This is a genomic window from Streptomyces sp. NPDC001513, assembly GCF_042894695.1.
Classification (GTDB): domain Bacteria; phylum Actinomycetota; class Actinomycetes; order Streptomycetales; family Streptomycetaceae; genus Streptomyces.
In genome coordinates this window covers 133,644-159,819 of record NZ_JBIAVU010000018.1, presented here as the reverse complement: position 1 = coordinate 159,819, position 26,176 = coordinate 133,644, and the positions used below count along the sequence as shown (strand labels likewise).

The following is a 26,176-nucleotide window of genomic DNA, read 5'->3' as shown; positions in this document are numbered from 1 at the left end:
GTTCGTTCGCGGCCGAGTATGAGCGTGGACATGACGAGAATGGGACATCCCGGCCGGCATAAGGCCCGCGTTATGGTGCCGGGAGGGCCGGCTGCGTACGCTGCCCGGATGCAGCTGGAGTTGAGGCATCTGCAAGCCGTCTGCCGGATAGCGGAGGCGGGCAGCCTGGGGGGCGCGGCGCGGCGGCTCGGGGTCTCCCAGCCCGCACTCTCCGCGCAGCTGCGGCGCATCGAGCAGGTCACCGGCGGCGAGCTGTTCGTGCGCGGCCGGGGCGGGGTGGAACCCACCGCGCTGGGGCAGTTCGTGCTGGCCAGGGCGCGGCGCGTGCTCAGCGAGATGGACGCCCTGGGAGCGGACGCGCGCGCCCTGTCCGCCGGCGGTCCGCTGCGCCTGGGCTGCATCCTGCTCGTGCTGCTCGACGGTCTGCTCGCCCAGACCGACCTGTCCATGTCCGGCCGGGAGATCGCCGTGGACCTGGAGGACTCGGTGACCGCGCTGGCCCGGATGCTCGGCGCCGGGCGCTACGACGCCATCGTCTACGGAGAGGTCAACGACCACGATGTGCCGCTGCCGGAGGGGACCCTGGCCAGGACGCTGATCCCGAAGGAGCCGTTCTGCATCCGGCTGTCGGCGCAGCACCCCCTGGCGGGGCTCGACCGCATCGACCTGGCCGACCTCGCCGACGAGCCGTGGCTGACCCTGGTCGAGGACGACGACGGCGGCCCCGAGGCCCTGGTGGCCGCCTGCGCGAAGGCCGGGTTCAGTCCGTCACTGCGCTACCGGATCACCGACCGCAAGATGCAGCACGACCTGATCGCCGCGGGCCGCGCCGTCTCGCTGTGCCAGCCGACGGCGCCGCCGGGGGAGGGCACGGTGATGCGCCCGCTGGTCGGCACCCCCATCACGGGCCGCATCCGGCTGGCCTGGAACCGCTCGGCGCTGTCGGCCGGGCAGGCGGAACTGCTCTACCGGGCCGCGGCCCGTGCCTATCTGGCCAATGTGGACAACAATCCCTTCCACAAGGAGTGGTGGGACGCCCACCCGGAGGTGCACCCGGCCGTCGACTGACCGGGGCGCGACGCCGGGGGCCAAGCAGCCCGGTCAGCCCCGGCGGTGGGCGGTCAGCAGGAGGTACTCCCACTCCATGACCCCGTCCACGGTGTGCTCTGCGGCGAGGGCGTCGAGCGCGGAGTCCAGGGCGGCGACCCGGTCCGCATCGTCGGCGACGGCGCGGTAGACGGCGATCGTCGGCCCGTAGCAGGCCTTGAAGAACTCCCGGAAGGCCGTGGGCTGCGCGAAGGTGTCCACGCGGACCGTCTCGCGGCGGGCGTCGACGTCGGTCACCGCGTCGCCCAGCAGCTCGTGGACGTGCTCCTCGTCCCCCCACAGGGGCGGCGGCTCGGCGCCGGGCGGCGGCGGGGGAGCGAAGGGCTTCATCGTGGCGAACATCCGGCCCACGAAGCCCTGCGGGGTCCAGTTCGCCAGCCCGATCGTGCCGCCGGAGCGGCAGACGCGCAGCATCTCCTCGGCGGCGGGCCGGTGGTGCGGGGCGAACATGACGCCGACGCACGACATCACGATGTCGAACTCCCCGTCCGCGAAGGGCAGGGCCTCGGCGTCCGCCTCCCGCCACTCCAGACGGGCACCGCGTACGGCGGCCAGGTGCCGCCCGATCTCCATCAGCTCGGGGGTGAGGTCGGAGGCCACCACGTCGGCCCCGGCCAGAGCCGCCGGTATGGCCGCGTTGCCGGAGCCCGCCGCGACGTCGAGGACCCGGTCGCCCTGCCGGACGCCGCACTCCTGCACGAGCCGGGCCCCGAGCTCGGGGATGACGTGGGAGACCACGGAAGGGTAGTCGCCCTGCGCCCACATCGCACGGTGCCGGGCCTTCAGGGTGCGGTCCGCCTGGACCGCTTCGCTCGCCTCGGTCATGACAGCCGTCCTCCCGGGCTCGGAACAGCCCCTTCTTCGAGGATAGGCACCTCCCGCGGGCCCGGCCCGTCGACCGCCGAGGGGCGGCCGGTGGGCGGGTCAGGGGTGGGACAGGCCGCCGGTGAGACGGCTCCACAGGGTGGAGCGGGTGGCGCCGAAGCCGCTCTCGTGCACCCAGACGTGGGTGCAGCCCGGGCACTGCAGGTGGAGCAGGCTGCCCGTGTTGGAGAGCAGGTAGCGCCAGTGCGCGGAGCACGCGCCGCGTTTCCCGCACGGTTCGCACCCTCGGGTGTCGTCGCAGTTCGGGCAGGCCACCCAGGCCCGGCGGCCGATGTCGGCCTGCGGGTCAAGCGGCAGCACGGCCGGGTCCTCGATCGGGGAGCACGCCGGCCGCGACCAGGTCGTCGTAGATGCGCTGCTGCTCCGCGTCGAGTCCCGAGTACAGCAGGTCGTACGCCGCCTCCTCGCCGCGCAGCACCTCGATCGGGTCCCAGTCGGGTCCGAGGGCCTCCATCACCTGGGCCCGCCGGAGGACCTCCTGGGAGGTGAGGTCGACGGTGAAGCCGACCAGCTCGGGCGCCGCGGACGCGTCGTCCGGGCCGGTGGGGGGAGTGGGGCGCTGCGGGCTCATGATTCGAACTTAGGTAACCCTTCCTTGATCGGTCAAGGGAGGGTGTGCGGAGTCACAGCACGGCCCGCGGTCGCGGCGGAGCACGGAGTCACGGCAGCGCCCAGGGCGCCGGGATCTCGAAGTGGACCGTCCCGAATCCGCCGTGCTCGCCGGTCGTGCGGGCGTCCCAGACCTCGGTGGCCAGACTGCGCCAGAACCGCTCCGCGCCCGGGATGTCGACGTTCGTGTGCAGGTAGACGCGCTCGTAGCCCGGCACGCCGGCCACGAACGCGCACGCCTCGCGCACCATCGCCCGGGCCAGCCCGTGCCGGCGGTGGGCGGGGCGTACGTAGACCCGCAGGAGCTGGGCGGTGCTGCCCGAGGGGTAGCGCTCGACGAGCCGGCGCGGATGCGGCGGGTGGGCGGGGCCGCGGGAGTGCACCGCGCACGTGCCCACCACCTCGCCGTCCCGTACGGCCACGACGAGGGTGTGGCGCGGGTGGTCGAGGTAGGTGCCGCGGATGTCGACGACGTCGGAGTGCCACTCGGGCACGTACCCGTACGTGAACTCCCGGTAGAAGGTGTCGAGCATGACGCTGCGCGCCCCCAGGACGTCCCGGGGCCCGGCGTGCCGTACCTCGTACGCCCCCACGCGCACGTGCTGATGCTGTCTCAGTTCTTCCATGCCTCCGCACCGTACCGGAAAATCGACGTATTGGAAATGAAAACGATTTCCGATAACGTCTGCCGGGTTCGGTGCGGGCGCCTCCTGCCGGGTGCACCGTGCCGCCCGCGCGCCCCGGTGCCGTCATGCCGTCTGAGAGGAACTCCTGTGGGACATCTGCTGGTTGTCGAAAGCTGGGTCGGATCGATGAGCAGGCTCCTGCCCAGGGCGATCGGTGAAGGCGGACACACGTTCAGCTTCCTCACCCGGGACCTGCACCACTACCTGCGCGCCGCGCCGGCCGACGAGCCGCACCCCCTCCTTGGCGCGCGCAACATCGTCACGGCCGACACCAACGACACGGACACGCTGCTCCCGTTCGTCGAGCGGCTGCACGAGGTCCTCGCCTTCGACGGGGTGGTGTCCTCCTGTGACTACTACCTGCCCGCCGTCGCGCGGACCGCCGAACGCCTCGGCCTGCCCGGCCCCGCCCCCGAAGCCGTCGGGAACGCCTGCCGCAAGGACCGCACCCGCCAGGTCCTGGCCGCGGCCGGGGTGGCCGGCCCGCGCTTCGCCGTCCGATCGGACACCGCCGGGGCACTCGAAGCCGCCCGCGACATCGGCTACCCGCTCGTCGTCAAGCCCGTCGACCTGTGCGCCGGAATGCTCGTCCGCCGCGTGAACGACGCGCACGAACTGGAGCGGGCCTGCCGGGCCCTGGCCGAATTCCCCGTCAACGCCCGCGGCCAGCGGCGCGCCCCCGTCCTCCTCCTCGAAGAACTCCTCACCGGCCCCGAGATCAGCGTCGAGACCGTCTCCCACGGCGGCGCCACCCACGTCGTCGGCATCACCGACAAGAGCATCGGCGGCGCGCCCTCCTTCATCGAGACCGGCCACATGTTCCCGGCCGGCCTCGCCCCGGACCTGGCGCAGGAGGCCGCCGAGAGCGCCGTACGGGCCGTGGGGGCGCTCGGCCTCGACCACGTCGTCTGCCACACCGAACTCAAACTGACCCCCGCCGGTCCGCGCCTGATCGAGGTCAACCCCCGGCCGGCCGGCAACCGCATCACCGAACTCGTCCGCCACGTCACGGGCGTCGACCTGGCGGCCGCCTGCGTGGACGTCGCGCTCGGCCGCGAACCCGACCTCACCGTCCGCCCCACCGGGGTGCGCAGCGCCGCCATCGCCTTCCTGCTGCCCGACGGCGCCGGCACCCTCACCGGCATCGACGGAGCCGAACAGGTCCGCGCCCGGCCCGGGGTACTGGAGCTCACCCTGGCCGAACCGGGCCGCACCGTAGCGCCCGCCACCAGCAACAACGAGTACCTCGGCCACGTCATGACCGCCGACACCGAAGGCGGCGGAGCCCGGGCGGCCGCCGAGCACCTGCTGACCGGCCTGCGCCCCTCCTACGCCTGTCCCGAGCTGCCCGCGGCGGTGACCGCATGACCGTGCCCGCTACCACCGCCGCCCTTCGCCCACCCGCCGCACGGACCGTCGACGAGCTCCTCGCGCACGTGCGTGCCGGGGCCCACGGGCCCGACCCCGCCGGGCAGCGCGTCGCGCTCGCCTTCACCACCACCCAGGCCGTACGCCACGAAGGCCGCTCCGGCGGCTACCGCAACGAGGTGCTCAGCCTCCGGCTCACCGAGGCCGTCGGCTCCTGCGCCGTGGAGCCCGGGGCCCTGCCCCCGGCCGCCCTCGAAGACTGTGCCGGCGCCACCGTCGCCGACCTGCTCGACCACCCGCTGGCCCCCGTACGGATCGCCGCCCTGGACGCCTACCTGATGCACGTGCGCCCCCACACCCCCGACCACGGCGCCCGCCCGTACCCGATCCCGGCCGGCAGCTCACTGCACCGCTCCCGGGCCCGCGCCCGCGCCGTCGTCGACCTGCTCCCCACGAGCGGACCGGAGCGGGTCCTGGTCGTCGGCGTCGTCAACTCCCTGCTGGAACGGCTGCGCGAGCGCGGCACCGCGTACGCGCCCTGCGACCTCAAGGGCGGCACCACCGAATGGGGCGAACCGGTCCTGACCGACGCCCTCGCCGAACTGGACCGCTGCGACGCCGTCCTCGCCTCCGGCATGACCCTCGGCAACGGCACCTTCCAGCCGCTGCTCGACCACGCCGCCGCGACCGGCAAGCCCCTCGTCATGTTCGCCCAGACCGGCAGCGCCGTCCTGCCCCGCTTCCTGGGCGCCGGGGTGAGCGCCGTCTCGGCCGAGCCCTACCCCTTCTTCTGGCTCGACGGCGGCCCCGGCGTCGTCCACCGCTACGGGGGCGCCCGGTGACCGTCGCACCGATCCTGACCCGCCCGGCGGCCCACACCGCCAACCCCGATCTCCTGCCCCTGCTCGGCGGCACCCCGCTCGCCCGGATCCGCACCGACCTGCCGCACCGCCACCCGGGCTTCTGGGCGAAGCTCGAATGCCTCGGCGCCGGCGGGATGAAGGCCCGCGCCGCCGTCTCCATGCTGACCGGCGCCCGCGCCCGCGGCGAACTGCTGCCCGGCGCCCCCGTCGTGGAATCCACCTCCGGCACCCTGGGCATCGGACTCGCCTTCGCCGGCCAGGCCCTCGGCCACCCCGTCGTCCTCGTCGGCGACACCGAACTCGAACCGTCCATGCGCCAGTTGCTGCGCACCTACGGAGCCCGGCTCGAGCTCGTCGACCGCCCGGCGCCGGAAGGCGGCTGGCAGGCCGCCCGGATCGCCCGGCTGCGCGAGGTCCTGCGCCGGACGCCCGGGGCCTACTGGCCCGACCAGTACAACAACCCCGACAGCGCCGCCGGTTACCTCACCCTCGCCGCCGAACTGACCACCCAGCTCGACCACCTCGACGTCCTCGTGTGCAGCGTCGGCACCGGCGGTCACAGCGCCGGCCTGGCCGGCCCGCTGCGCCGCCGCTGGCCCCGGCTGAAGGTCATCGGCGTCGACTCCGTCGGCTCGGCGATCTTCGGCCAGCCCGCCCGGTCCCGGCTGATGCGCGGCCTCGGCAGCAGCATCCACCCGGCCAACGTGGCCTACGAGGCCTTCGACGAGGTGCACTGGGTGGGGCCCGCCGAGGCGGTCGACGCCTGCCGCCGGCTCGCCCGCTCCGCCTTCGTCAGCGGCGGCTGGAGCACCGGAGCCGTCGCCCTCGTCGCCGCCTGGGCGGCCCGCACACAGCCGGGCGCGGTCGTCGCGACCGTCTTCCCGGACGGACCGCACCGCTACCTCGGCACCGTCTACGACGACGACTTCTGCCACGCCCACGGCCTGGACACCTGCCCCCTCGCCGTCCGCCCCCTGCAGATCCCGCACCCCCGCGCGGCCGAGGCGGCCGGCTGGGCCCGCTGCGCGACCGTACTCGCACCCACCCGCGGAGGCGCCGCGTGAAGCTCACCCGGCACACCGCCGACCTCCGCCTCGCGGAGCCGCTGCGCATCTCCCGCTCGGTGATGACCCGCCGCGACGCCGTGTGGACATCCGTCGAACACGGCGGACTGCGCGGCTGGGGCGAAGCCGTCAGCAGCGACTACCTCGGCCTGCCCACCGCCCGGATCCACCGGCACCTGGAGTCGGTGCGCGCCGCCACCGAACGCTTCCCCGACCCGGAGACCGCCTGGGCGGAGACCGGCGCCGCAGACCCGGCCTGGCAGGGACTGCCGCCCGGGGTACGCGCCGCGATCGAGGCCGCCGTACTGGACCTGATGGGCAAGCGGGCCGGCGAGCCCGCCCACCGCCTGCTGGGCACGCCCGCGGCCCCCGCCGCCGCGACCACCCGTACGATCGGCATCACCGCGCCCGCGGCGGCCGCCGCGCAGGCGGCCCGGCTCGCCACGAGCGGCTTCACCGCCCTCAAGGTCAAAGCCGGCTCGCCCGACCCGGCCGAGGACCTCGCGCGCGTGGCCGCCGTACGCACCGGCGCCCCCGGCGCGAGCCTGCTGCTCGACCCCAACGGGGCGTGGACCGAACGCCAGGCCCTCGACCTGCTCCCGCGCTTCGCCGAACTCGGCGTCACCGCCGTGGAACAGCCGATCGCGCCCGGCCGCCCCGACGCGCTCGCCCGCGTGGCCCGGGAATCCCCGGTCCCCGTCATCGCCGACGAGGACGCCGTCTCCTACGAGGACGCCCTCGCACTGGCCGGACGGGTCCACGGGGTCAACGTCAAACTCGCCAAGTGCGGCGGGGTCCGGGCCGCCCTGCGCATCCACGAGGCCCTGCGCGGCACCGGCACCGAGCTGATGCTCGGCTGCCTCACCGCCAGCTCCCTCGGCATCGCGCCCGCCGTGCACCTCGCCGACCGGGCCCGCTGGGTCGACCTCGACGGGCACCTGCTGCTCGCCGAGGACCCGTGGACCGGCATCGGCGGAACCGACGGCACCGTCCGCGCCGCGGACCGGGCCGGACTCGGCGTCAGACGCGCCGGCGGGGAGAGCGGCCGATGAGGACCCTGGCCGCCGTCCGCGGCTTCCCGCTCGCCGTGCGCCTGCTCCTGGTCAACCAGCTCGGCGTCAACACCGGTTTCTACCTGCTCGTCCCCTACCTCGCCACCCACCTCTCCGACGACCTCGGTCTCTCCGCGGCCGTCGTCGGCGTGGTCCTCGGCCTGCGCAACCTCAGCCAGCAGGGCCTGTTCCTGATCGGCGGCTCGGCCGCCGACCGGCTCGGCGCCCGCGGGGTGATCATCGCCGGCTGCGCCCTGCGGACGCTCGGGTTCGCCCTGTTCGCCCTCGGCGACACACTGCCGCTGCTGCTCACCGCCGCGATACTCAGCGGGCTCGCGGGCGCCCTGTTCAACCCCGCCGTACGGACCTACGTCGCCCAGGAGGCGGGCGAGCGCAAAGCCGAGGCCTTCGCGCTGTTCAACGTGTTCGCCACCGCCGGGTCGCTGCTCGGCCCGCTGCTGGGGACCCTGCTGCTCCTCGTGGACTTCCGGGCGGCCGCCGTCACCGCGGCCGCGGTCTTCGCCGTACTCACCCTCGCGCAGCTGCTGGTGCTGCCCGCCCGGCGGATCCCGGCCCCGGACACCGGACTGCTCGGCGACTGGCGGGAGGCGGCGGGCAGCCGCGGGTTCCTCGCCTTCTCGGTCGCCATGACCGGCATGTACGGACTGCAGAACCAGCTCTACCTGCTGCTGCCCCACGCCGCCGTACGGGCCTCCGGCTGGAACGGCTCCATCAGCCTGCTGTTCCTCGCCGGCACCCTCGCCAACCTCTTCCTCCAGCTGCGCATCACCCGCCGGCTGCAGTCCGCGGGCCGCCGCGGTCGCTGGATCGCCACGGGCCTGGCCGTCATGGGACTGGGCTTCGTGCCGCCCCTGCTCGTCGCCGGCGCCCCGGCCCCGCACCCGGCGGACCTGCTCGCCGTCCTGGCCGGCGCCCTGCTCCTGCACGTCGGCGTGATGATCGCCCAGCCGTTCGTGATGGAGCTGATACCGGCCTTCGGCCGGGAGGGCCTCACCGGCACCTACTACGGCCTCTTCTACGCGGTGTCCGGCACCGCGGCCGCGATCGGCAGCGCGGGGGTCGGCTGGGCGATGGACACCGCCGGGCACTCCGGCGCCGCCTGGCTGCCCTTCGCCTGCTGCCTCGCCCTCGGCCTGGCCTCCGCGGCGGCGGTCACCCGGCTGGACCGAAGACAGGGCCTGCCCGCCGCCCCCGCCCCGGCCCCCGGCCCAGACGCCGGACCCGCGTCCGGTCCCGGCCCGGACCCCGGACCCGCCCGCCACCGCGACGGCACCCGCCCGAGAAGCGAGCAACGATGAGCACCGGCAACCTCCTCACCGACCATCCCGAACTGTACGAAGAGCGCTTCCCCGACCCGGACCACCTGGCCGCCCGCTGGGCCGAGGACGTGCTCACGCGCCACGGCGCCGGCCCCCGCGTCCTCGACGTCGGCTGCGGCACCGGCCGCGACGCCGCCTGGCTGCACCACGAGGCCGGCCGCCAGGTCACCGGCATCGACACCTCCGACGCCATGCTCGCCCACGCCCGTACCCGCCACCCCGGTCCCGCCTACCACCGGGCCGACATGCGCGAGTTCGACCTCGGTGCCCGCTTCGACGCCGTGCTCTGCCTGGACAGCGCGCTGCTCTACTGCCACACCAACGAGGACCTCACCGCCTTCCTCGCCCGCTGCCGCGCCCACCTCACCCCCGGCGGGCTGCTCGTCGCCGAGATGCGCAACGGGGCCTTCTTCCTCGGCACCACCGAACTGCTCGACGGCCCGCGCACCGCCGGATTCACCCGGCACGGGACCACGTACACCTCGCACACCACCCTCCACATCGACCACGCCGCCCAGCTCCTGCGCCGCCGCCGGGAGTGGACCGCCGACGACGGCTCGCCCCCGGCCGTCCAGCACTCCGCCTGGCGCCTGCTCTTCCCCCAGGAGCTCCGCCATTTCCTGACCGCCGCCGGCTTCGAGCCCCTGGACCTCTACGACAGGCCCGGCCCCCGCACCGAACCGGCCTGGACCGAAGGGGACTCCCCGCTCGCCACGGCCAGCGGCGACCGCCTGCACCTCGTGGCCCGCGTGCAGCACCCGCACCCCCCGCAGCGCCTTCACCACCCTCACCACAGCAACGGAGACAGCCCGTCATGAACGACCGTCCCACCGGCCCCGCCCGAAGAAGCCTCCTGATCGCCGGCAGCGCGGCCACCCTCGCCCTCGCCGCCGGCTGCGGGACCGGCTCCGGCACCGCCACCGACGCGAAGAACGCCGCCGACACCGCTCCCAAGCCCGGCGGACGGCTGCGCGCAGCCTTCGCGGGCGGCGGCGCGGGCGAGACCCTCGACCCCCACGCGGCCAACCTGTTCGTCGACGCGGCCCGCGCCAAGGCCCTCTTCGACAAGCTCGCCGACTTCGGAGCCGACCTCGCCCCCGTGCCGCGCCTCGCCGCCCGCTGGGAACCCAACGAGACCCTCGACACCTGGCGGATCACCCTGCGCCGGGCCGCCTTCCACGACGGCCGGCCCGTCACGGCCGAGGACGTGCTCTACAGCTACCGCCGCATCGCCGACCCCAAGGGCACCTTCCGCGCCAAGGCCTCACTGGAACCCGTCGACCTCGCCGCGAGCCGCGCCGTGGACGCCACCACCGTCGAGTTCAGGCTCAAGCGTCCCTACGCCGAATTCCCCAACACCCTCGCGGCCTTCGGCGCCTACATCGTCCCCAAGGACACCACCGCCTTCGACCGGCCCGTCGGCTCCGGCCCCTTCACCTTCGTCTCGTTCAAGCCCGGCGCCAGCCTCCTCGTCCAGCGCAACCCCGACTACTGGGAGGGCGCCCCCCACCTCGAAGAACTCGAATTCGTCATCGCGGGCGAGGAGTCCGCCCGGGTCAACGCCCTACTCGGCGGCCAGGTCGAGTACGCCCACGAACTGAACCCCGCCACCGCCCGCGCCCACGAGGGCAAGGGCCGCATCGACGTCGTACGGCTGCCCGGCAGCGCCATGCAGGGCTTCGTCATGAAGACCGACCGGGCACCCTTCGACGACAAGCGCGTCCGCCAGGCCTTCTTCCTCATCGCCGACCGCCGGGAACTCGTCGACGGCGCGCTCTCCGGCGCCGGGGAGATCGGCAACGACCTCTTCGGCAAGGGCTGCCAGTACTACGCGGCCGGCCTGCCGCAGCGCGTCCAGGACCTCGAACGGGCCCGCGCCCTGCTCAAGGAGGCCGGCGCCGAAGGGCTCCGGGTCACCCTCGACACCGCGCCCGCCGCCACCGGATTCGTCGAGGCCGCCGGCATCTTCAAGGAGCAGGCGGCCAAGGCCGGGGTCACCGTCGAGGTCAAGGTCGGCAACAAGGAGACGTACTGGAAGGACATCCTCGACTCCGGCACCTTCGCCTCCTACCGGTCCGGCGCCATGCCCATCGAATCCCACGTCTCCCAGCGGCTGCTCACCGCCTCCACCACCAACGCCACCCACTGGCGGCACAAGGACTTCGACGACCTCTACCAGCAGGCCCAGTCCACCCCCGACGAGAAGCAGCGCACCGCCCTGTACGAACGGATGCAGCGCCGGCTCCACGACGAAGGGGGCTTCCTCATCTGGGGATTCGCCGACTGGATCGTCGCCACCGCGCCCAAGGTCCGCGGCGTGTCCGAGGCCGCCCCCGCCAACACCCTCGACTGGGCCCGCTTCGACCGGCTCTGGCTCGCGTGACGGGCCGCCTCCCCTGGATCGGCCGCCGTCTGCTCCTCGGCCTGGGGCAGACGGCGGCCGTCGTCCTGCTGGTCTTCGCCCTCACCGAGGCGCTGCCCGGCGACGCGGCCGTCGCCCTCGCCGGCGACCAGCCCGACCCCGAACGCATCGCCCGCATCCGCGCGGCCATGCGGCTGGACCGGCCCGCCGCCGAACGGCTCCAGGAGTGGGTCACCGGCATGCTCCACGGCGACCTCGGCACCTCCCTGGTCACCGGACGGCCCGTCAGCGGCCATCTCGCGGACGGCCTCGGCCCCACCCTGCTGCTCGCCGCCGCCACCCTCACCGTGCTCGTCCCGCTCTCCGTCGGCCTCGGAGTCCTCGCCGCCCGGCGGGAAGGAGGCCTCGTGGACCGGACCGTCAGCGCCCTGACCCTGGCCGTCCACGCCGTACCGGAATTCGCCCTCGGCGTGCTGCTGGCCGCGCTGTTCGCCCTGCACCTGGGCTGGCTCCCGGCCACCGCCGTCGCCGCCGACCCCCTCGCGCGGCCCGAGGTCCTCGTCCTGCCCGTCCTCGTCCTGACGGCCCGGCCGGTGTGCACCCTCAGCCGCCTGGTGCGCGCCGGGATGATCGAGGCGATGGCCTCGCCGTACGTGGCCCAGGCGCGCCGCTGCGGACTGTCCGGCTCCCGCATCCGCTGGGCGCACGCCCTGCCCAACGCCCTGGCACCCGCCACCCAGCAGCTCGCGCGCACCTGCGACTGGCTGCTGAGCGGGGTGATCGTCGTGGAGGCGCTGTTCGTCGTGCCCGGCCTCGGCACCGTCCTCATCGAGGCCGTCGCCGCCCGCGACGTACCCGTCGTCCAGGGCATGGCGGTCGTCTTCGGCATCGTCACCGTCCTCGCCAACCTCGGCGCCGACCTCGTCGCCCGCCGCTTCGCCCCCCGTTCGGAGGTGGCCGCGTGACCCGCCCCCCGGCGCGCTACGCCCTCGGCACCGCGCTCGTCGCCGTACCCCTGCTGCTCGCCCTGCTCGGACCCCTGACCGCCGGCCCCGCCGGACCCCGGTCCGTCTCCTTCGCCACGGACCGGGGCCACTGGCTCGGAACCGACTTCAGCGGCCGCGACGTCTGGCACCAGATCCTGCTCGGCGGCAGGTCCGTGGTCCTCGTGGCGCTCGGCGCGACCCTGCTCGCCTACCTGCTCGCCCTGCCGCTCGGTCTCGCCGCCGCGCTCACCCGCCGGACCTGGCTGGAGGACGCCCTGATGAGACCGCTGGACGTGCTGGTCGCCATACCCTCGCTGCTCCTGGTCCTGCTCGTCGCGGCCACCTTCGCCCCCGGCCCCGCCGGACTGACGGCCCTGGTCGGACTGGCCGCCGTACCCGACGCGGCCCGGGTCGTCCACGCGGCGGCGGTCGAGGTCTGCGCCCGGCCGGCCGTCGAGGCGCTGCGCATGCAGGGCGAGTCCTGGTGGCGCACGGCCCTGGGCTACGTCGCCCGCTCCCTGCGGCGCACCCTCGCCGCGGACGCCGGGATCCGGCTGACGGGGGCCCTGTACCTGGTGGCCACGGCCGCGTTCCTCGGCGTCGGCGTGGCCCCGGACGCCGCCGACTGGGCGGTGATGGTCGACCGCAACCGGACCGGGCTGCTCCTCCAGCCCTGGGCCGTGGTGGTGCCCGCCCTGCTCATCGCCGCCCTGTCGATGGGCGCCAACCTGCTGGGCGACGCGGCGCTGCACGCGGGAGCCCCCGTCCCGCCGGGACGTCGCCGGAAGGGAGTTCGGACATGACCACCGTGGCAGAGGTACGGGACCTGCGCATCGAGATCGGCGGCCGGACCATCGTCGACGGGGTGAGCCTCACCGCCCGCGCCGGCCGCGTCACCGCCGTCATCGGCCCCTCCGGCAGCGGCAAGACCACCACCGGCCTCGCGCTCCTCGGCGAGTACCCGCCGGGCGCCCGCGTCGAGGGCGCCGTACGGACGGAACGGGCCGGCGCGGTGGGCTACGTACCCCAGCACCCCGGCGCCGTACTCAACCCCGCCCGGCGCGTCGGCGCCCTGCTGGGCGATGTCGCCGCCCGCGGCGGAGCCGGCCGCCGCGAGGTCCGCCGACGGGTCCTCGAAGCCCTGGAGCAGGCCCGGATCCCGGACCCCGCGCGGACGCTGCGCCGCTTCCCCCACCAGCTCTCCGGAGGGCAGCAGCAGCGCGTGGTGCTCGCGCAGGCGCTGCTCCTGGGGGCCGGGGTGATCGTCGCCGACGAACCGACCACCGGACAGGACGCCCTCACCAAACAGGCGGTCGTCGCCGAGCTGGCCGCCCTCGCCGGACGGGGCATCGCCGTCGTCCTGCTCACCCACGACATGGACGTGGTACGCGGGCTGGCCGACGAGGTCGTCGTGATGCGCGCGGGCCGGGTCGTGGAACGCGGACCGGTCCGCGCCGTGCTCGGCGACCCGCCGCCCGAGGTGCCCGGGGCGCCCGCCGCCCCGCACCCGCCGCGCCAGACCGGGCCCGTCGTCCTGGAGGTACGCGCCCTGACCGCCGGGCACCGCACCGCGCGCGGGGCCGTCGAGGTGCTGCACGAGGTCGCGCTCTCGGTCCGGTCGGGCGAGTGCCTCGCGCTGGTCGGCCGCTCCGGCAGCGGCAAGACCACCCTGGGGCGCTGCCTCGCGGGGCTGCACGCCGGACACCGGGGCCGGATCCTGCTCGACGGCGAACCGCTGCCGAAGAGCCTGCGCGCGCGCAGCCGGACCCAACTGGCGGCCGTGCAGTACGTGTTCCAGGACGCGAAGGCCGCCTTCGACGAACACCGGCCGGTCCTCGACCAGGTGGCCCGTACGGCCGTCCGGCTGCGCGGGGCCGACGTGCGGGGCGCACGCGCGGAGGCCGCCCGGACGATGGAGGCGCTCGGCCTGGGCGCGGGTCCGGCCGGCCGCCGCCCGGGGGAGCTCTCCGGCGGGGAACTCCAACGCGCCGCGCTGGCCAGGGCCCTGCTCGCACGCCCACGGGTGCTCGTCTGCGACGAGATCACCTCCGGCCTCGACCCGGCCACCCGCGCGGCCGTGCTCGACCTGCTCGCCGGGCTGCGCGCACACAAGGACCTCGCCCTGGTGTTCATCACCCACGACCTCGCCGCCGCGGCCGCGCTGGCCGACCGTACCGCCGTCCTGGAGGCGGGACGCCTCGCTCGAACGGGCGGGCCGGACGGCGCCGTGGGACCCGCGCTCCGCGGCTGACGGCCCGGTGCGGCTACGGCCGGTCGCGGGGGCCGAACGGGCGGCGGGCCGCGAGGCCGCCGAAATCGCGGGCGAACCCCTCGCGGAAACCGGGCCGTTCGAGCGCCTTCCCGAAGGCGAGCGTGGCGCGGGCGAGCGCGGCCTCGTTCTCCTGGGCGGCGGCGAGTTCGGCGAGGTACGCCCGCAGGCTCAGTCCGCGGTCCGCGGCGAGCACGGCGAGCCGGTCGTGCACATCGGTGTCGACCTCGACTGTGGTGGTGTCGGCCATGCACCGAGTATGCGCGCCCGCGGACCGGGCGGGGGGCCGTTCGCCGCAGGGCGCGGGGACCGGGGGACCGGCCGCGCCCTCAGCCGGCCCAGCGGCCGGTGAGGAAGGTGAGGGCGACGGTGACGCAGAGCGGGCCGACGACGTACAGGTAGGCGGACTGCACGCGCGGGCGGCGCAGGCTCCAGGCGGCCAGGGCGGTCCACAGCGGCCACCACAGCAGCGTGGAACGGGGGATCGAGGTGTACCAGTAGGAGGTGCCCAGGGCCCACAGGGTGAGGGCCATGTAGAGCGCCTCGGGCCAGCGGCGGCCCCGTACCAGCACGGCGATCAGGACGACACCGACCAGCATGGCCAGGAGTTCGGCCTGCCACATCAGCGCGTACCCGGTGGGCTGGGTGTGGTGGAAGGCGGCCTCCCAGGTGTTGCTCCAGGCTTCCCACGGTGCGTGGAAGTCCCGGTACCAGCCGCGTTCCTGGGCGTGCTTCCAGGCCATCCAGTCCCCGGTGTGCGTCTGCAGGTACCAGGAGTACAGCGCGGGTGCGAGGGCGGGCAGCAACAGCCAGGGCGCCGCGCGCCAGGCCGAGCGGCCCCGGGCGGTCAGGACGAAGTGGAGGACGAGCGCGGCCACGAGGAACAGCCCCGTGACGCGCACCGAACAGGCCAGGCAGGCCAGGACCGCGGCCGTCGGCCAGTGCTGCCGCTGCGCCGCCAGCCAGGCGGGCAGGGCCAGGGCGAGGAAGAGCGCCTCGGTGTAGCCGGCGGCGAGGAACACGGCGCACGGCGACAGCAGGAGGAAGAGGACCGTACGCCGGCCCGCGTCCTGGTCGGGCAGCCGGAGGCGGGCGATGCGGGCGAGCGCCAGGACGGCGACGCCGCCCGCGAGGAACGAGATCAGGGCTCCGGCCGCGGCCCAGTCGGGGACGACGGTGTGGACGGCGCGCAGGGTGAGGGGGAAGCCGGGGAAGAAGGCCTCACGGTTGTCCCAGCCGGCCGTCCAGGGGCCGGCGTAGTCAGGGAAGTAGCCGTCCCTGGCTATGTGCATGAAGTGCGTCCAGTCCCACTGCTGCCAGTGCGCGAGCGGCGAGGCGGGCCGGCGGGCGTTGCCGTCGGCGGGGAACAGCCAGCCGACGGCTCCCGCGACGGTCCAGATGCCGACGCGGGTCAGCAGGTAGAGCCACAGCACCTCGCGGTCGTCCGGGCCGAGCCGGGCCAGTGTCCGGCGGGCGCGGTGGGCGCGCCGGGCGCGGCCGGTGCGGTCGGTGCCGTCGGGGCGGCCCTCGTCGGGGACGTGCGGCCCGGCGGTGCGCGAGTCGGCGACCGCGGACGGCCGATGCGGGGCGGAAACGGACATACGGGATCTCCTGACCCTGTGAGGGCATGCGGAACCACCGGCCGGGTGGTCAAGGCCGGGGTCCGCGGGCGGGGATGGGGGAGTGGCGAGGGGGCGGGGGTGCTACCCGGGCATCCGCGAGGAAGTCGCGGACGCGCCCGGGTACGTCGTCCGGGTGGGAGCGCCGGGCGGCTCCGTCGTATGGCGGGGCGGGGTCGCGCTCATGGTCGGGGTGGAGGTCGGAGTGGAGGACGGAAAGGTCGTCGGGGTGGGGGACGACGAGGTGGACGGAGTGGGGGTCGGCCCGGAGGACGGGGCCAGGGGAGAGGGAGTGCTCGCCGGGAGGACCGGGCCAGGGCTGTCCGGCAGGACCGCCGCGAGGGTCGCGCCGGATCCGGCGAGGACGAGGCAGCAGGCGGCGGCGAGACCGGCGATCCGGCGCCGCCGGACCCGTTCCCCGCGCAGCTCGATGACGGCGACGGGCGGGAGCGCGGAGCGGGACTCTCCCTCGCCGGCGGCTTCCCGGAACAGGGACCGCAACGGGTCGTGGGACTCAGGCATCGGGAGCCTCCTCAGTGCGGGGATCCTGCAGATGACAGGAGAGCGCGGCCCGGCCCCGGGACAGATGGGTCTTGACCGTGCTCGCGGACAGGGAGGTCTCGGCGGCGATCTGCTCGACGGTCAGATCGCACAGGTAGTGCAGCGCCATCGTCCGGCGCTGCTTCGGGGGCAGCTGCCGCAGCGCCTCCACGAGGGCGACCGCCTCCGGACCCGGTCCCTCCACATGGGTCGCGGGCGCCGTGCGCCGCCAGGCGTCGGCGGTCCGCCGACGTCCCCGCCAGCGGCTGACCGCGAGCCGCCAGGCGACGGTACGGATCCAGGCCTCCGGCCTGCCGTCCCGGTCCAGCTGACGCCGGTGCCCCCAGCCCCTGACGAAGGCCTCCTGCACCACGTCCTGCGCCTCGTGATGGTCGCCGAGCATCACGTACAGCTGTCCTGTGAGCCGTCCCGCCGCTTGCGCGTAGAACTCCTCGAACTCCTCGACGGTCAAAAAATCGCTCCCGAATCCATGTGCACCTCTCAGGGGGCATACGCCTGCCGCCCCGTATCCGGTTGACACCGGACGACAGTTCGTCGTGTGAGGGCCGTCACATGGTCGTCGGCCCGGTTTCCGGCGGGCGGCCGCCCCCGGCCCGCGCCCCCGCCGGGGACCGTACGGGGAAATGACTCGAGGCCCGGATCCGTCAGGATCCGGGCCTCGAGAGCAGTAGCGGGGACAGGATTTGAACCTGCGACCTCTGGGTTATGAGCCCAGCGAGCTACCGAGCTGCTCCACCCCGCGTCGGTGGATCTCACCTTACGGCATGCCGGAGGGCGCACCTCGCCACATTTCGGGACGGCCGGGTCCGTACGGTCCGCGCACCCGCGAAATCCCGCCGTTAAGGCGAGATCATTCCCCCTGGTGACCGTGCGTGCAGGCGTGTACCTTCACGGGTAGCTGTCGTGGTTCCAAGTGCCTTGCCCGTGCCTTTCGGTGTGGGCAGTTTTGCTGTGTTGTGCCGTAGGAAACCAGGGCGATCACCTCCGTCTTCCACGCCGTGTGGAAGACGTACGTCAACGGGAAGGCATGAACATGGCTACGGGAACCGTGAAGTGGTTCAACTCTGAGAAGGGCTTCGGCTTCATCGCCCAGGACGGTGGCGGCCCGGACGTCTTCGCCCACTACTCGGCGATCAACGCGTCCGGCTACCGTGAGCTCCAGGAGGGCCAGGCCGTGACGTTCGACATCACGCAGGGCCAGAAGGGCCCGCAGGCGGAGAACATCACCCCCGCCTAGTCTCGGACCGCCGGAGAACCGTTTCGTCACCGAGGTCGTCACTGATGTGATCACCGACGTGCCGAAACGTCCGACATGCGACACCAGGGCCGTGCGGCGACTGCCGCACGGCCCTGATGCATGATGCACGGGTGAATCGCAGGGTGAGCGCGGACGTCCGGGCGCGGGTCGGCGGGATGCTCGACGAGCTGGTGGAGTCCGGCCGGGAGAGCGGCCTCCAGGTGGCGGCCTACCTCGACGGCGAGCCGATCGTCGACGCGCACGCGGGCTGGGCCGACCACCCCGGTGGCCGCCGGCTCGGATCCGACACGCTGATCCACAGCTTCTCGACGGGCAAGGGCTTCACCGCGACCCTGGTGCACGTGCTCGCCGAGCGCGGGCTGATCGCGTACGACACCCCCATCGCCCACTACTGGCCCGAGTTCGGGGCGCACGGCAAGGAGCGGGCCACCGTACGCCACGCCCTGACGCACACCATCGGGGTACCGCAGCTCCCTGCCGCCATCACGCCCGAGGAACTGTGCGACTGGGACACCATGTGCGCGGTCGTCGCGGCCCAGGAACCGCTGTGGGAGCCGGGCTCCGCGAGCGGGTACCACGGCTGGACCTTCGGCTGGATCCTGGGCGAGACCGTACGCCGGATCACCGGCCTCACCCCGGGCGAGGCCCTGCGCACCTACGTGACCGAGCCGCTGGGCGTGGCCGACGAGCTCTTCTTCGGCCTGCCCGAGAGCGAACTCGCCCGTACGGCGCCGCTCGTGGAGGGCAACTGGGCCGCCTGGCTGGAGACCCTTCCGCCCTCCGCGCCGTTCCGCCGGTACGTGGTCCCGAACCGCGCCGTGTGGACCGTCGCCGAGCTCGCCAACCGCCGGGCGTACCTGCTCGCCGACCTGCCCGCGTGCGGTACGACGACCGCGCGGGCCGCCGCCCGGCTGTACGCCGCGCTGACGGGCGAGGTCGACGGCGTACGGCTGATGTCCCCGGAACGCGTGGCGCTGGCCGCGGGCGTCGCCGTCGAGGGCAAGGACCTGATGCTCCTCGGCAGGTACGCGAAGGGGCTCGGCTACTTCCTCGGCCTGCCCGCGATGGCCGGCGACCGCACCGCTTTCGGACACCACGGCAGCGGCGGCAGCATCGCCTTCGCCGACCCAGGGACGGGCCTCGCCTTCTGCCTCACCCGGACCCGCCTCGTGGCCGGCGCGGCGGACACCGCGGCCCGGCTGCTGGCCGACGCGATCAGATCCGCCGTCACCCCGCCGGGCGGGCCCTGACGGCTCCGGACCGGCTCAGGCGAGGCGGGACGCCGCCCGTCGACCGGTCCGGACCCGCATCACGGCGGCGACGAGGGCGAGTACGACGGTCGCGGCACCCGACGCCGCCAGCACCCCCCGGGGCCCCATGAGCGCGATGAGGGGTCCGCCGAGCGCGGTCCCCACCGGCCCGGCCGTGAGGAGGGCGGCGCTGCGGGCCGCCAGGACCGTGGTCAGCCAGGCGGCCGGTGTGCGGTCCTGGAACAGGGTGTAGGACAGCGCCGTGAACGGTCCGTAGATCAACCCGCCGAGCGTGAAGCAGGCGAGCGTGACGGCCGCGGGCGCGCCGAGGCCGAAGGGCACCAGGGCCAGTCCCCAGCCGGCGACGATGGTCAGGGTGACCGGCCAGAGCGGGAACCTGCGCAGGGCCCCCGCCGCCAGGCCGCCCAGCACGGCGCCCGCCCCGAACAGCGCCCAGTACAGCCCGAGGAGCCCCGCCCCCGCGTGCAGGTCATCGGTGACGTGCAGGGGCAGCGCGACCTCCGCCGGCCCGTACAGGAAGTTGAAGAACCAGGTCAGGGCGAGGACACCGAGGAGTTCGGGCTGATTGCGCAACAAGTGCAGGCCCGCGGCCGATCGGTCGGCGTCGACGGGCACGGCCGCCGCCTGGTCGGGCTCGTCGGCCTGCCCGGCCTCCCCGGACGGGCCCCGGACCCGGCCCACCTGGACGGCGAGCACGGCGAAGGACAGCGCGTCGAGACCGATCAGCCAGGCCGGACTGACCGCCGCAGCGAGGAAGCCGGCGAGGGCCGGGCCGATGACGATCGAGGCCGAGGTGCTGGAACTGACCAGCGCGTTGGCGGCCAGCCGCTGCTCCGCCGGCAACAGCCCGGCCAGCAGCGAGTACTTCCCCGCGTTGCCCCAGGCGTGCAGGACGGACGAGCCCGCGAGCAGGGCCACGTACAGCACGGGGTGCAGCAGGTCGAAGGCCCAGGCCAGCGGCACGCAGCCGAGGAGCACCGCACGGATCCGGCTGTCGGCCGCCAGCAGCCGTGCGGCGGGGAGGCGCCGCAGCCACCGCCCGAACAGCAGCGCACCGGCCGCGCCGGGGAGGGCGTACGCGGCGAGCGCGGCCCCCAGGAGCATCCCGGACCGGCCGGGAGGCGCGATCTCGATGGCCAGCCAGGCCACCGCCACCACGCTCATCCCGTCACCGAGATCGGAGGCCGCCAGAGCGGGCAGGAGCCGCCGGAAGCCGGGATGGGCGAAGAGCGGCCGGTAGGCCTGGGGCAACAGGCGAGTTGTCTGTGGAGCGGTCACCCGGTCAGACTCCTGGTTCAAGCGCGCTTGAGGTCAAGGGGGAATGACAGGTGCGAAAGCTCGGCATCGGGGAGCTCGCCCGGCAGGTCGGGATGAGACCGTCGGGCCTGCGCTACTACGAGAGCGTCGGCCTGCTGCCGGCCGCCGAACGTGCCGCGGGCCGGCGCGTCTATCCGGCCGGCACCGTGCGGCGGATCGCGCTGATCAAGATGGCCCAGCGGGCCGGGTTCACCCTGGCCGAGATCCGCGCCCTGCTGGACACCGACACCGACCGCGGCGCGACCCGGCAGTGGCGCGCGCTCGCCGAGAGCAAACTCCCCGAACTGGACCGGTTCATCCGGCAGACCCAGCTCCTGCGCGACGCGGTCGCCGACTGCCTCGCCTGCGGCTGCATGAACTTCGACAAGTGCCAACTCCTCTCGGAGGCCGGTCCCGGCTCCTGAGCCGGGCGCTCACCACCTCGGCGGATGAGGCATGATCGGGGGATGTCTGAACGCATCATTGCCGCCTGTGACGGAGCGGCGAAAGGTAATCCCGGGCCGGCCGGCTGGGGCTGGGTCATCGCCGACTCCCAGGGACGCCCCGAGCGTTGGGAGGCCGGGCCGCTCGGCCGGTCCACCAACAACATCGGCGAGCTGACCGCCCTCCAGCGGCTGCTCGAGGCGGTCGCCCCCGGGACGGCCGTCGAGGTGCGGATGGACTCCCAGTACGCGATGAAGGCCGTGACGCAGTGGCTCCCGGGCTGGAAGCGCAACGGGTGGAAGACCTCCTCCGGCCAGCCGGTCGCCAACCGCGGACTCGTCGAACAGATCGACCTGCTGCTCGCCGATCGTGACATCACCTTCGTCTACGTTCCGGCGCACCGCGAGGACGGCGACCTGCTGAACGCGATCGCCGACCAGGCCGCCAGCGACGCGGCCCGCACGCAGGAGGCCGCCGGCACCGCCCTCGGACACGCGGACCTGCCGGTACCGGCACCGGCCGCGCCCGCGCGCCAGAAGACGGGCACGGCACGGAAGCGCACGGCCGAGGGCACAGCGCCCGGCCGTGCGTCCCGTCCCATCAAGGCGAAGTTCCCCGGCAGCTGCCCCTGCGGGAAGCCCTACGCCGTCGGCGACATGATCGCCAAGAACGGGAGCCGCTGGGGCCACGAGAGCTGCGCCGCCGCCCCCGCCACGCCTTAGGGGCGGTGGACGCGCAGGTACGCGACCTCGTACGACATCTCGGAGACGTCCGGGTCGGGCGCCGGGTGGTAACGCCCGGCGCAGACGGAGAGGTTGACGATGAGGTAGGCCCTCCAGTTGCGGCCCACCCCGCGCCGGTCGGCGTACACCCGCGTGCCGTTGACCCACCACACGACCGAGCGTGACCCGAACTCGACCTTCAGGTCCACCCAGCCGCCGGGGGCGACCGACGGGTCCCGGTGGTAGCGCGAGCCGCCCTTGACGTGGTTGGAGAGCTCCAGCAGGTCGGGGTTGTCCGGGTGGTACTCGAAGACGTCGACCTCGTTGCCGCCGTCCCGCCAGGTCCAGATCGCCGGCCAGGCCCCGGCCTCGGCGGGCAGCCGGACCCGGGACTCCAGTACGTCCCCGGTCCGCACGGTGAACCCCTCGTCGCTGCCCTCGGTGGTCAGCAGGCCCGCGTTCCAATTGCCGTCCGGGCGGCGGACGGCCCGGAAGGTGCCGGTGCGGCTGTAGGACGGGTCGGCCACCAGGTGGTCGAGCTTGTTGTCACCGGGGTTGGTGGGGCCGCCGTCGGGATATGCCCAGGAGCGGCCGGCCACCCACTGGGTGGCCGACCCGAAGTCGGCGGTGAAGAGCGGGGCCCCGGCGCTCGCCGGGCCGGTGCCACGGGCCGTGGTGCCGGTGAATCGTTGCAGGAGCCGTCGGAACCGGTCGAGAACGTGAGTGAGCACAGGGCTCCTTCCGTGGACGGACGCCCCTGCATCCTGCCCGCCTCTTGCACCTCACATACCGGTCCACCGGTTTGTATTCCCCCACCCTCGTCATGTAATAATCGCTAGCGAATAGTGCCTATTACATGCGGGGAGTGGCAGCGGTATGTGGACCTGTGAACGTGTCATCGGCGCCGAGCTGGACGTCGAGGAGGTCCTCGGCCTCTACCGTGCCTCCACCCTCGCCGAGCGCCGCCCCGTCGCCGATGTGGAGCGGTTCGCCCGGATGCTGGCCGGCGCCAACCTCGTCGTCGTCGCCCGCGCGGACGACGGCGCTCTCATCGGCATCGCCCGCTCGATCACCGACGGCGCGTACGCGACCTACCTGAGCGACCTGGCCGTCGACGTCGCCTACCAGGGCAAGGGCGTGGGCCGCGACCTCATCAGGGTCACTCAGGAGGCGGCGCCCCAGGCGAACGTGATCCTGCTGTCCGCCCCAGCGGCCGTCGGCTACTACCCGCACATCGGCTTCACCCGCCACGAATCCGCCTGGACTCTCGGCTCCCGCTGAGCAGGCCGCGCGAAACCGCCGCCAACACGGCTTTTCCGTAGGCCAGTTGCGCGCCCCCGCGGAGGGGTACGATCCCTGCCGTGGGGGGACCAGTGACACGCAGACGGCGCTCCGCGCTGCGCGCCTACGGGTGCGCGGCAGCGGGCTTGTTCCTACTCGTCGGGTGTACGGCCGACGGCACGGCGAAGGGCGGAGCGGCGACCACGGACGCCGCGGGCCGCACCCCGGCCGCGTCGCCCGCCACGGGCGGCCCGGCCCCGGGCGGCTCCGGCGCGAGCACGCCGGCCGCCCCGCCGAGCAGCACGGCCAACCCCCTCGTGCCCCCACTGGACGAGTCCAAGCAGCCGAAGACGGTCGCCGAGGCCCGCGCCCTGCTCGGCCGGATCGTCATCACCGAGGCGGCCTTCGGCCCCGAAGTCGTGCGCAGCACCCCGTTCGAGAGCGATCCCGGCCGCTGGCCCGTCCTCGACGAGAACTGCGTCTGGCAGACCGCGGGCCTGCCGGCCGACGTACTCGCCACGAGCACCCGCTACTTCCACATCCCCGCCGGGAACGGCCACGGCCGCGTACGGCTCAACGCCACGGTCACCGTCCACCACAACCGGCAGGAATCCGGCTGGGAGACCGCCCGCGCCATGGAAGAGGTGCTGCGCTGCCCGGGCCAGAAGCTGCGGGAGGGCGAGGAGCTCAAGAACCTGTGGGGCGGCTCCTTCTACCTCGGCGAGCAGGCGAACGCGTGGACCGAGGACGCGTTCAGCGAGACCGGTGAGTACGTCAGCGCGCAGGACGGCGGGCCCTACCGCTACACCTGGTCCCAGGCCCAGTTCGGCCCGGTCACCGTGGCCATCGCCGGCAAGGGCACCACGGGCTTCACCGAGGAGGCCATGAACGGGCTCGCCGCCCAGGCCACCAGCCGGATGATGCTCCAGGCCAAGCAGGAGCTCGGAAAGGAGACGGGCTGATGGAGCCGCTCCTTCCGCCGGACCCCTCCCGGATCGCCGGGTACCGCCTCCTCGGCCGGCTCGGCGCCGGCGGCATGGGCGTGGTCTACCTCGGCCGCACCGACGACGGCGCGCTCGCCGCCGTCAAGGTGATCCGCGCCGAGTACGCCGACGAGGCGGACTTCCGGGCCCGTTTCCGCCGCGAGGCCGAGATCGCCGCGGAGGTGGACAGCCCGTGGGCCGTCCGGATCACCGGCGCCGACCCCGACGCGCCCGAGCCGTGGCTGGCCACCGCCTTCGTCGCCGGCCCCTCCCTCGCCGAGGCCGTCACCGCCCACGGCCCGCTCCCGCTGCGCGCCGTACGGATCCTCGGCAAGGCCCTGGCCAAGGCCCTCGGGGTGATGCACGCGCAAGGCCTCGTCCACCGCGACGTCAAACCCGGCAACGTGCTGCTCGGCATGGACCGGCCCCGGCTGATCGACTTCGGGATCGCGCGCGGCGGCGAGCACACCGCCCTGACCTCCGCCGACGCCGTCCTCGGCACCCCCGGCTTCCTCCCGCCCGAGCAGGCCGAGGGCCGCCCCGCCGAACCGGCCGGCGACGTCTTCTCGCTCGGCTGCCTCCTCGCGTACGCCGCCACCGGCCGCCTGCCCTTCGGCACCGGCACCGTGGACGCGGTGCTCTACCGGACCGTCCACGACGAGCCCGAGTTCGGCCCGGAGGTCCTCGCCGACCCCGAACTCACCGCCCTGCTGCGGACCTGCCTCGCCAAGCACCCCGACATCCGCCCCACCGCGAACGAACTGGACGAGGCGCTCACCGAGGACACCCCGGGGGAGGGCACCGACTGGCTGCCCGACCCGGTCGTTGCCACCATCGCCGGGCGCGCCGCCGCACTGCTCGCCCTACCCGGCATCGAGGAGACCGTCGCCGACCCGGAGGCCGCCCCGGCACCCGGCACGGCCGCGCCCTCCCGCAGGCGTTTCCTCGCCCTCGCCTCCGGCGGCGCCGTGCTCGCGGCCGGCGGCGGCCTGGCCGCGTGGCTGGCGCTGCGCGAGGACGACAAGGACCGGAACGCGGCCGCGCCCGCCCCACGGCGTTGGGTGATCGGCGTGCACGCCGACCTCTCCGGCCCTCAGAAAGCCGCAGGCCAGGCCCAGGAACGCGGAGTGCGGCTGGCCGTCGACGCCTTCAACTCCCGCAAGGACAAGCCCTTCACGCTCGCCGTCGCCACCGCGGACGACGCCGGGCGGGCCGACCGTTCACCGGCCGCGGCCGGTGAACTCATGGCCGACCGCGACCTGTTCGCGGTGATCGGCCCCACCGGCAACGCGTCCGTGATCCCGTGCCTCGAACTCTACGGAGAGAACTCCGTTCCGCTGGTCACCGTGTCGGCCCTGGCGACCACCTTCAGCGTCACCGACCGGCGCAGCTTCTTCCAGAGCTGCCCGATCTCCTCGGCCCAGGCCGCCGTCGTCAACCTCCAACTGGCCGGGAAACAGGGCGTCCGGCGGATGGGCATCCTCAGCGACCGCGACGGCGACACCGACACCTGGCAGGCGGCCCTGCTGGTGGGCCGCACCATCGGCTACTTCGCGCCCGAGGCCACCTTCTACGTGCGCGTCGTCCCGCGCGGCACCCAGGACCTGGCCCCGGTGGTCGCCGACCTGCTCGCGCACGGCGTCGACGGCTTCTTCTACACGGGCACCCCGGCGGGCGGGGCCAAAGCGGCCGGACTGCTGGCGGCCGCCGGCTTCAAGGGGCCCAGGGCCGCCGACTACACCATCGCCGGCCCGGAGTTCCTCGCCGCCGCCGGCCCGGCCGCAGAGGGCTGGCAGTTCTTCACGCCGTACACGAGCCCCGAAGCCCCCGAGGTCGCGGAGGTGGCCCGCGCGCACCGGGCGGCGTACGGATCGGCCCCCGCGATCTGGACCGCCGAGGCCTTCGACGCGACCCGTCTGGTCATCGACCGGCTGGTGACCGCCGCGGCGGGCGGCAGCCGCCCGAACCGCGCCGACCTGCTGACCGCGCTCGCCCAGGGCACCTTCCGCGGCCTGACCAAGGAGTACACCTTCGACGAACGCCGGCAGGTCAAGGGGAACATCTACTTCCAGCACAAGGTGGAGGGCGGCAGCATCCGCTACGTGGGCCCGGCCACCGAGCCCGCGCCCACCGCGTCCCCGGCGGGATAG

General features: G+C 74.2%; 28 protein-coding genes and 1 tRNA gene. 18 read left to right on the top strand and 11 right to left on the bottom strand.

From position 1 onward, the window contains the following. The first annotated feature begins 108 nt into the window (after positions 1-108). The gene (locus ACFYZ4_RS34165; RefSeq protein WP_390785744.1) at positions 109-1,068 is read left to right on the top strand and encodes a LysR family transcriptional regulator; all 960 of its coding nucleotides are present in this window, start codon (positions 109-111) and stop codon (positions 1,066-1,068) included. A gap of 33 nt (positions 1,069-1,101) precedes the next feature. Here ACFYZ4_RS34165 and ACFYZ4_RS34160 read toward each other — a convergent pair whose 3' ends face one another. The 4 genes from ACFYZ4_RS34160 to ACFYZ4_RS34145 form a co-directional block, all read right to left on the bottom strand. Further along, positions 1,102-1,932 (bottom strand): class I SAM-dependent methyltransferase, encoded by an 831-nt coding sequence (locus tag ACFYZ4_RS34160; protein ID WP_390785743.1) that lies wholly within the window; start codon positions 1,930-1,932, stop codon positions 1,102-1,104. Between the two features lie 99 nt (positions 1,933-2,031). Beyond that, a complete protein-coding gene (locus ACFYZ4_RS34155; protein WP_351288038.1) occupies positions 2,032-2,292 on the bottom strand; it encodes a hypothetical protein in 261 nt (86 codons plus the stop codon). Then, the gene (locus ACFYZ4_RS34150) at positions 2,279-2,563 is read right to left on the bottom strand and encodes a DUF6400 family protein (RefSeq protein ID WP_384350845.1); all 285 of its coding nucleotides are present in this window, start codon (positions 2,561-2,563) and stop codon (positions 2,279-2,281) included. Before ACFYZ4_RS34150 ends, ACFYZ4_RS34155 begins: the two co-directional genes overlap by 14 nt. Before the next feature lie 88 nt (positions 2,564-2,651). Next, a complete protein-coding gene (locus ACFYZ4_RS34145) occupies positions 2,652-3,227 on the bottom strand; it encodes a GNAT family N-acetyltransferase (protein WP_384350849.1) in 576 nt (191 codons plus the stop codon). Between the two features lie 147 nt (positions 3,228-3,374). Between ACFYZ4_RS34145 and ACFYZ4_RS34140 the strand changes: the two genes are divergently transcribed. Genes ACFYZ4_RS34140 through ACFYZ4_RS34095 form a run of 10 tightly spaced genes read left to right on the top strand, consistent with a single transcriptional unit; the run spans position 3,375 to position 14,573 of the window. Beyond that, positions 3,375-4,655, top strand: a complete 1,281-nt coding sequence (locus tag ACFYZ4_RS34140) for an ATP-grasp domain-containing protein (protein WP_390785742.1) — start codon at positions 3,375-3,377, stop codon at positions 4,653-4,655. Further along, positions 4,652-5,497, top strand: coding sequence for a Rossmann-like domain-containing protein (locus tag ACFYZ4_RS34135; RefSeq protein WP_390785741.1), 846 nt, complete (start codon positions 4,652-4,654; stop codon positions 5,495-5,497). The genes ACFYZ4_RS34140 and ACFYZ4_RS34135 overlap by 4 nt, the downstream gene beginning before the upstream one ends. Then, positions 5,494-6,582 carry a PLP-dependent cysteine synthase family protein gene (locus tag ACFYZ4_RS34130; protein WP_390785740.1) on the top strand — a complete coding sequence of 363 codons (1,089 nt, stop codon included), beginning with the start codon at positions 5,494-5,496 and terminating at the stop codon, positions 6,580-6,582. The genes ACFYZ4_RS34135 and ACFYZ4_RS34130 overlap by 4 nt, the downstream gene beginning before the upstream one ends. Further along, on the top strand, positions 6,579-7,634 hold the full coding sequence (locus tag ACFYZ4_RS34125; protein WP_390785739.1) for a dipeptide epimerase: 1,056 nt from the start codon (positions 6,579-6,581) through the stop codon (positions 7,632-7,634). Before ACFYZ4_RS34130 ends, ACFYZ4_RS34125 begins: the two co-directional genes overlap by 4 nt. Further along, on the top strand, positions 7,631-8,953 hold the full coding sequence (locus ACFYZ4_RS34120) for an MFS transporter (protein WP_390785738.1): 1,323 nt from the start codon (positions 7,631-7,633) through the stop codon (positions 8,951-8,953). The genes ACFYZ4_RS34125 and ACFYZ4_RS34120 overlap by 4 nt, the downstream gene beginning before the upstream one ends. Continuing rightward, complete coding sequence (locus ACFYZ4_RS34115; protein ID WP_390785737.1) at positions 8,950-9,792, top strand: class I SAM-dependent methyltransferase; 843 nt, start codon at positions 8,950-8,952, stop codon at positions 9,790-9,792. The genes ACFYZ4_RS34120 and ACFYZ4_RS34115 overlap by 4 nt, the downstream gene beginning before the upstream one ends. Next, positions 9,789-11,357 carry an ABC transporter substrate-binding protein gene (locus ACFYZ4_RS34110; RefSeq protein ID WP_390785736.1) on the top strand — a complete coding sequence of 523 codons (1,569 nt, stop codon included), beginning with the start codon at positions 9,789-9,791 and terminating at the stop codon, positions 11,355-11,357. Before ACFYZ4_RS34115 ends, ACFYZ4_RS34110 begins: the two co-directional genes overlap by 4 nt. Next, on the top strand, positions 11,354-12,301 hold the full coding sequence (locus ACFYZ4_RS34105; protein ID WP_351288009.1) for an ABC transporter permease: 948 nt from the start codon (positions 11,354-11,356) through the stop codon (positions 12,299-12,301). Before ACFYZ4_RS34110 ends, ACFYZ4_RS34105 begins: the two co-directional genes overlap by 4 nt. After that, a complete protein-coding gene (locus ACFYZ4_RS34100; RefSeq protein ID WP_390785735.1) occupies positions 12,298-13,125 on the top strand; it encodes an ABC transporter permease subunit in 828 nt (275 codons plus the stop codon). Before ACFYZ4_RS34105 ends, ACFYZ4_RS34100 begins: the two co-directional genes overlap by 4 nt. Continuing rightward, positions 13,122-14,573 (top strand): ABC transporter ATP-binding protein, encoded by a 1,452-nt coding sequence (locus tag ACFYZ4_RS34095; protein ID WP_390785734.1) that lies wholly within the window; start codon positions 13,122-13,124, stop codon positions 14,571-14,573. Before ACFYZ4_RS34100 ends, ACFYZ4_RS34095 begins: the two co-directional genes overlap by 4 nt. Before the next feature lie 13 nt (positions 14,574-14,586). Here ACFYZ4_RS34095 and ACFYZ4_RS34090 read toward each other — a convergent pair whose 3' ends face one another. The 5 genes from ACFYZ4_RS34090 to ACFYZ4_RS34070 all read right to left on the bottom strand — a co-directional run bounded on the left by ACFYZ4_RS34090 (position 14,587) and on the right by ACFYZ4_RS34070 (position 17,513). Then, the gene (locus ACFYZ4_RS34090; RefSeq protein WP_351288001.1) at positions 14,587-14,841 is read right to left on the bottom strand and encodes an antitoxin MazE7; all 255 of its coding nucleotides are present in this window, start codon (positions 14,839-14,841) and stop codon (positions 14,587-14,589) included. A gap of 79 nt (positions 14,842-14,920) precedes the next feature. Continuing rightward, positions 14,921-16,192 carry a mannosyltransferase family protein gene (locus ACFYZ4_RS34085; protein WP_390785733.1) on the bottom strand — a complete coding sequence of 424 codons (1,272 nt, stop codon included), beginning with the start codon at positions 16,190-16,192 and terminating at the stop codon, positions 14,921-14,923. A 102-nt stretch (positions 16,193-16,294) separates the two neighbouring features. Continuing rightward, positions 16,295-16,732 (bottom strand): hypothetical protein, encoded by a 438-nt coding sequence (locus tag ACFYZ4_RS34080; RefSeq protein ID WP_351287996.1) that lies wholly within the window; start codon positions 16,730-16,732, stop codon positions 16,295-16,297. Continuing rightward, entirely contained in the window at positions 16,725-17,222 is a 498-nt protein-coding gene (locus ACFYZ4_RS34075) for a SigE family RNA polymerase sigma factor (RefSeq protein ID WP_351287993.1), read from the bottom strand. The genes ACFYZ4_RS34080 and ACFYZ4_RS34075 overlap by 8 nt, the downstream gene beginning before the upstream one ends. 217 nt (positions 17,223-17,439) lie before the next feature. After that, positions 17,440-17,513: transfer RNA gene (locus ACFYZ4_RS34070), tRNA-Met, on the bottom strand. Positions 17,514-17,804: 291 nt separating this feature from the next. Between ACFYZ4_RS34070 and ACFYZ4_RS34065 the strand changes: the two genes are divergently transcribed. Together ACFYZ4_RS34065 and ACFYZ4_RS34060 are read left to right on the top strand one after the other, a co-directional pair. Continuing rightward, positions 17,805-18,008 (top strand): cold-shock protein, encoded by a 204-nt coding sequence (locus tag ACFYZ4_RS34065; protein WP_030384970.1) that lies wholly within the window; start codon positions 17,805-17,807, stop codon positions 18,006-18,008. A 131-nt stretch (positions 18,009-18,139) separates the two neighbouring features. Beyond that, complete coding sequence (locus ACFYZ4_RS34060; RefSeq protein WP_390785732.1) at positions 18,140-19,279, top strand: serine hydrolase domain-containing protein; 1,140 nt, start codon at positions 18,140-18,142, stop codon at positions 19,277-19,279. A 15-nt stretch (positions 19,280-19,294) separates the two neighbouring features. On the opposite strand, the gene ACFYZ4_RS34055 is transcribed toward ACFYZ4_RS34060, so the two are convergent. Further along, entirely contained in the window at positions 19,295-20,578 is a 1,284-nt protein-coding gene (locus ACFYZ4_RS34055; RefSeq protein WP_390785731.1) for an MFS transporter, read from the bottom strand. A 50-nt stretch (positions 20,579-20,628) separates the two neighbouring features. Here ACFYZ4_RS34055 and ACFYZ4_RS34050 point away from each other — a divergent pair, with 50 nt between their 5' ends. Continuing rightward, positions 20,629-21,021 (top strand): MerR family transcriptional regulator, encoded by a 393-nt coding sequence (locus tag ACFYZ4_RS34050; RefSeq protein ID WP_351592833.1) that lies wholly within the window; start codon positions 20,629-20,631, stop codon positions 21,019-21,021. A 42-nt stretch (positions 21,022-21,063) separates the two neighbouring features. Beyond that, positions 21,064-21,762, top strand: coding sequence for a ribonuclease H (locus ACFYZ4_RS34045; RefSeq protein ID WP_351296827.1), 699 nt, complete (start codon positions 21,064-21,066; stop codon positions 21,760-21,762). On the opposite strand, the gene ACFYZ4_RS34040 is transcribed toward ACFYZ4_RS34045, so the two are convergent. Then, positions 21,759-22,457: a beta-glucanase gene (locus ACFYZ4_RS34040; protein ID WP_351296890.1), complete on the bottom strand. Its 699-nt coding sequence runs from the start codon at positions 22,455-22,457 to the stop codon at positions 21,759-21,761. The two genes, ACFYZ4_RS34045 and ACFYZ4_RS34040, sit on opposite strands and share 4 nt — an antisense overlap. Before the next feature lie 181 nt (positions 22,458-22,638). Here ACFYZ4_RS34040 and ACFYZ4_RS34035 point away from each other — a divergent pair, with 181 nt between their 5' ends. The 3 genes from ACFYZ4_RS34035 to ACFYZ4_RS34025 all read left to right on the top strand — a co-directional run bounded on the left by ACFYZ4_RS34035 (position 22,639) and on the right by ACFYZ4_RS34025 (position 26,176). After that, on the top strand, positions 22,639-23,043 hold the full coding sequence (locus ACFYZ4_RS34035) for a GNAT family N-acetyltransferase (protein ID WP_351296830.1): 405 nt from the start codon (positions 22,639-22,641) through the stop codon (positions 23,041-23,043). A 92-nt stretch (positions 23,044-23,135) separates the two neighbouring features. Next, complete coding sequence (locus ACFYZ4_RS34030) at positions 23,136-24,005, top strand: hypothetical protein (RefSeq protein WP_351296833.1); 870 nt, start codon at positions 23,136-23,138, stop codon at positions 24,003-24,005. Beyond that, positions 24,005-26,176, top strand: coding sequence for a bifunctional serine/threonine-protein kinase/ABC transporter substrate-binding protein (locus ACFYZ4_RS34025; protein WP_390785730.1), 2,172 nt, complete (start codon positions 24,005-24,007; stop codon positions 26,174-26,176). Before ACFYZ4_RS34030 ends, ACFYZ4_RS34025 begins: the two co-directional genes overlap by 1 nt.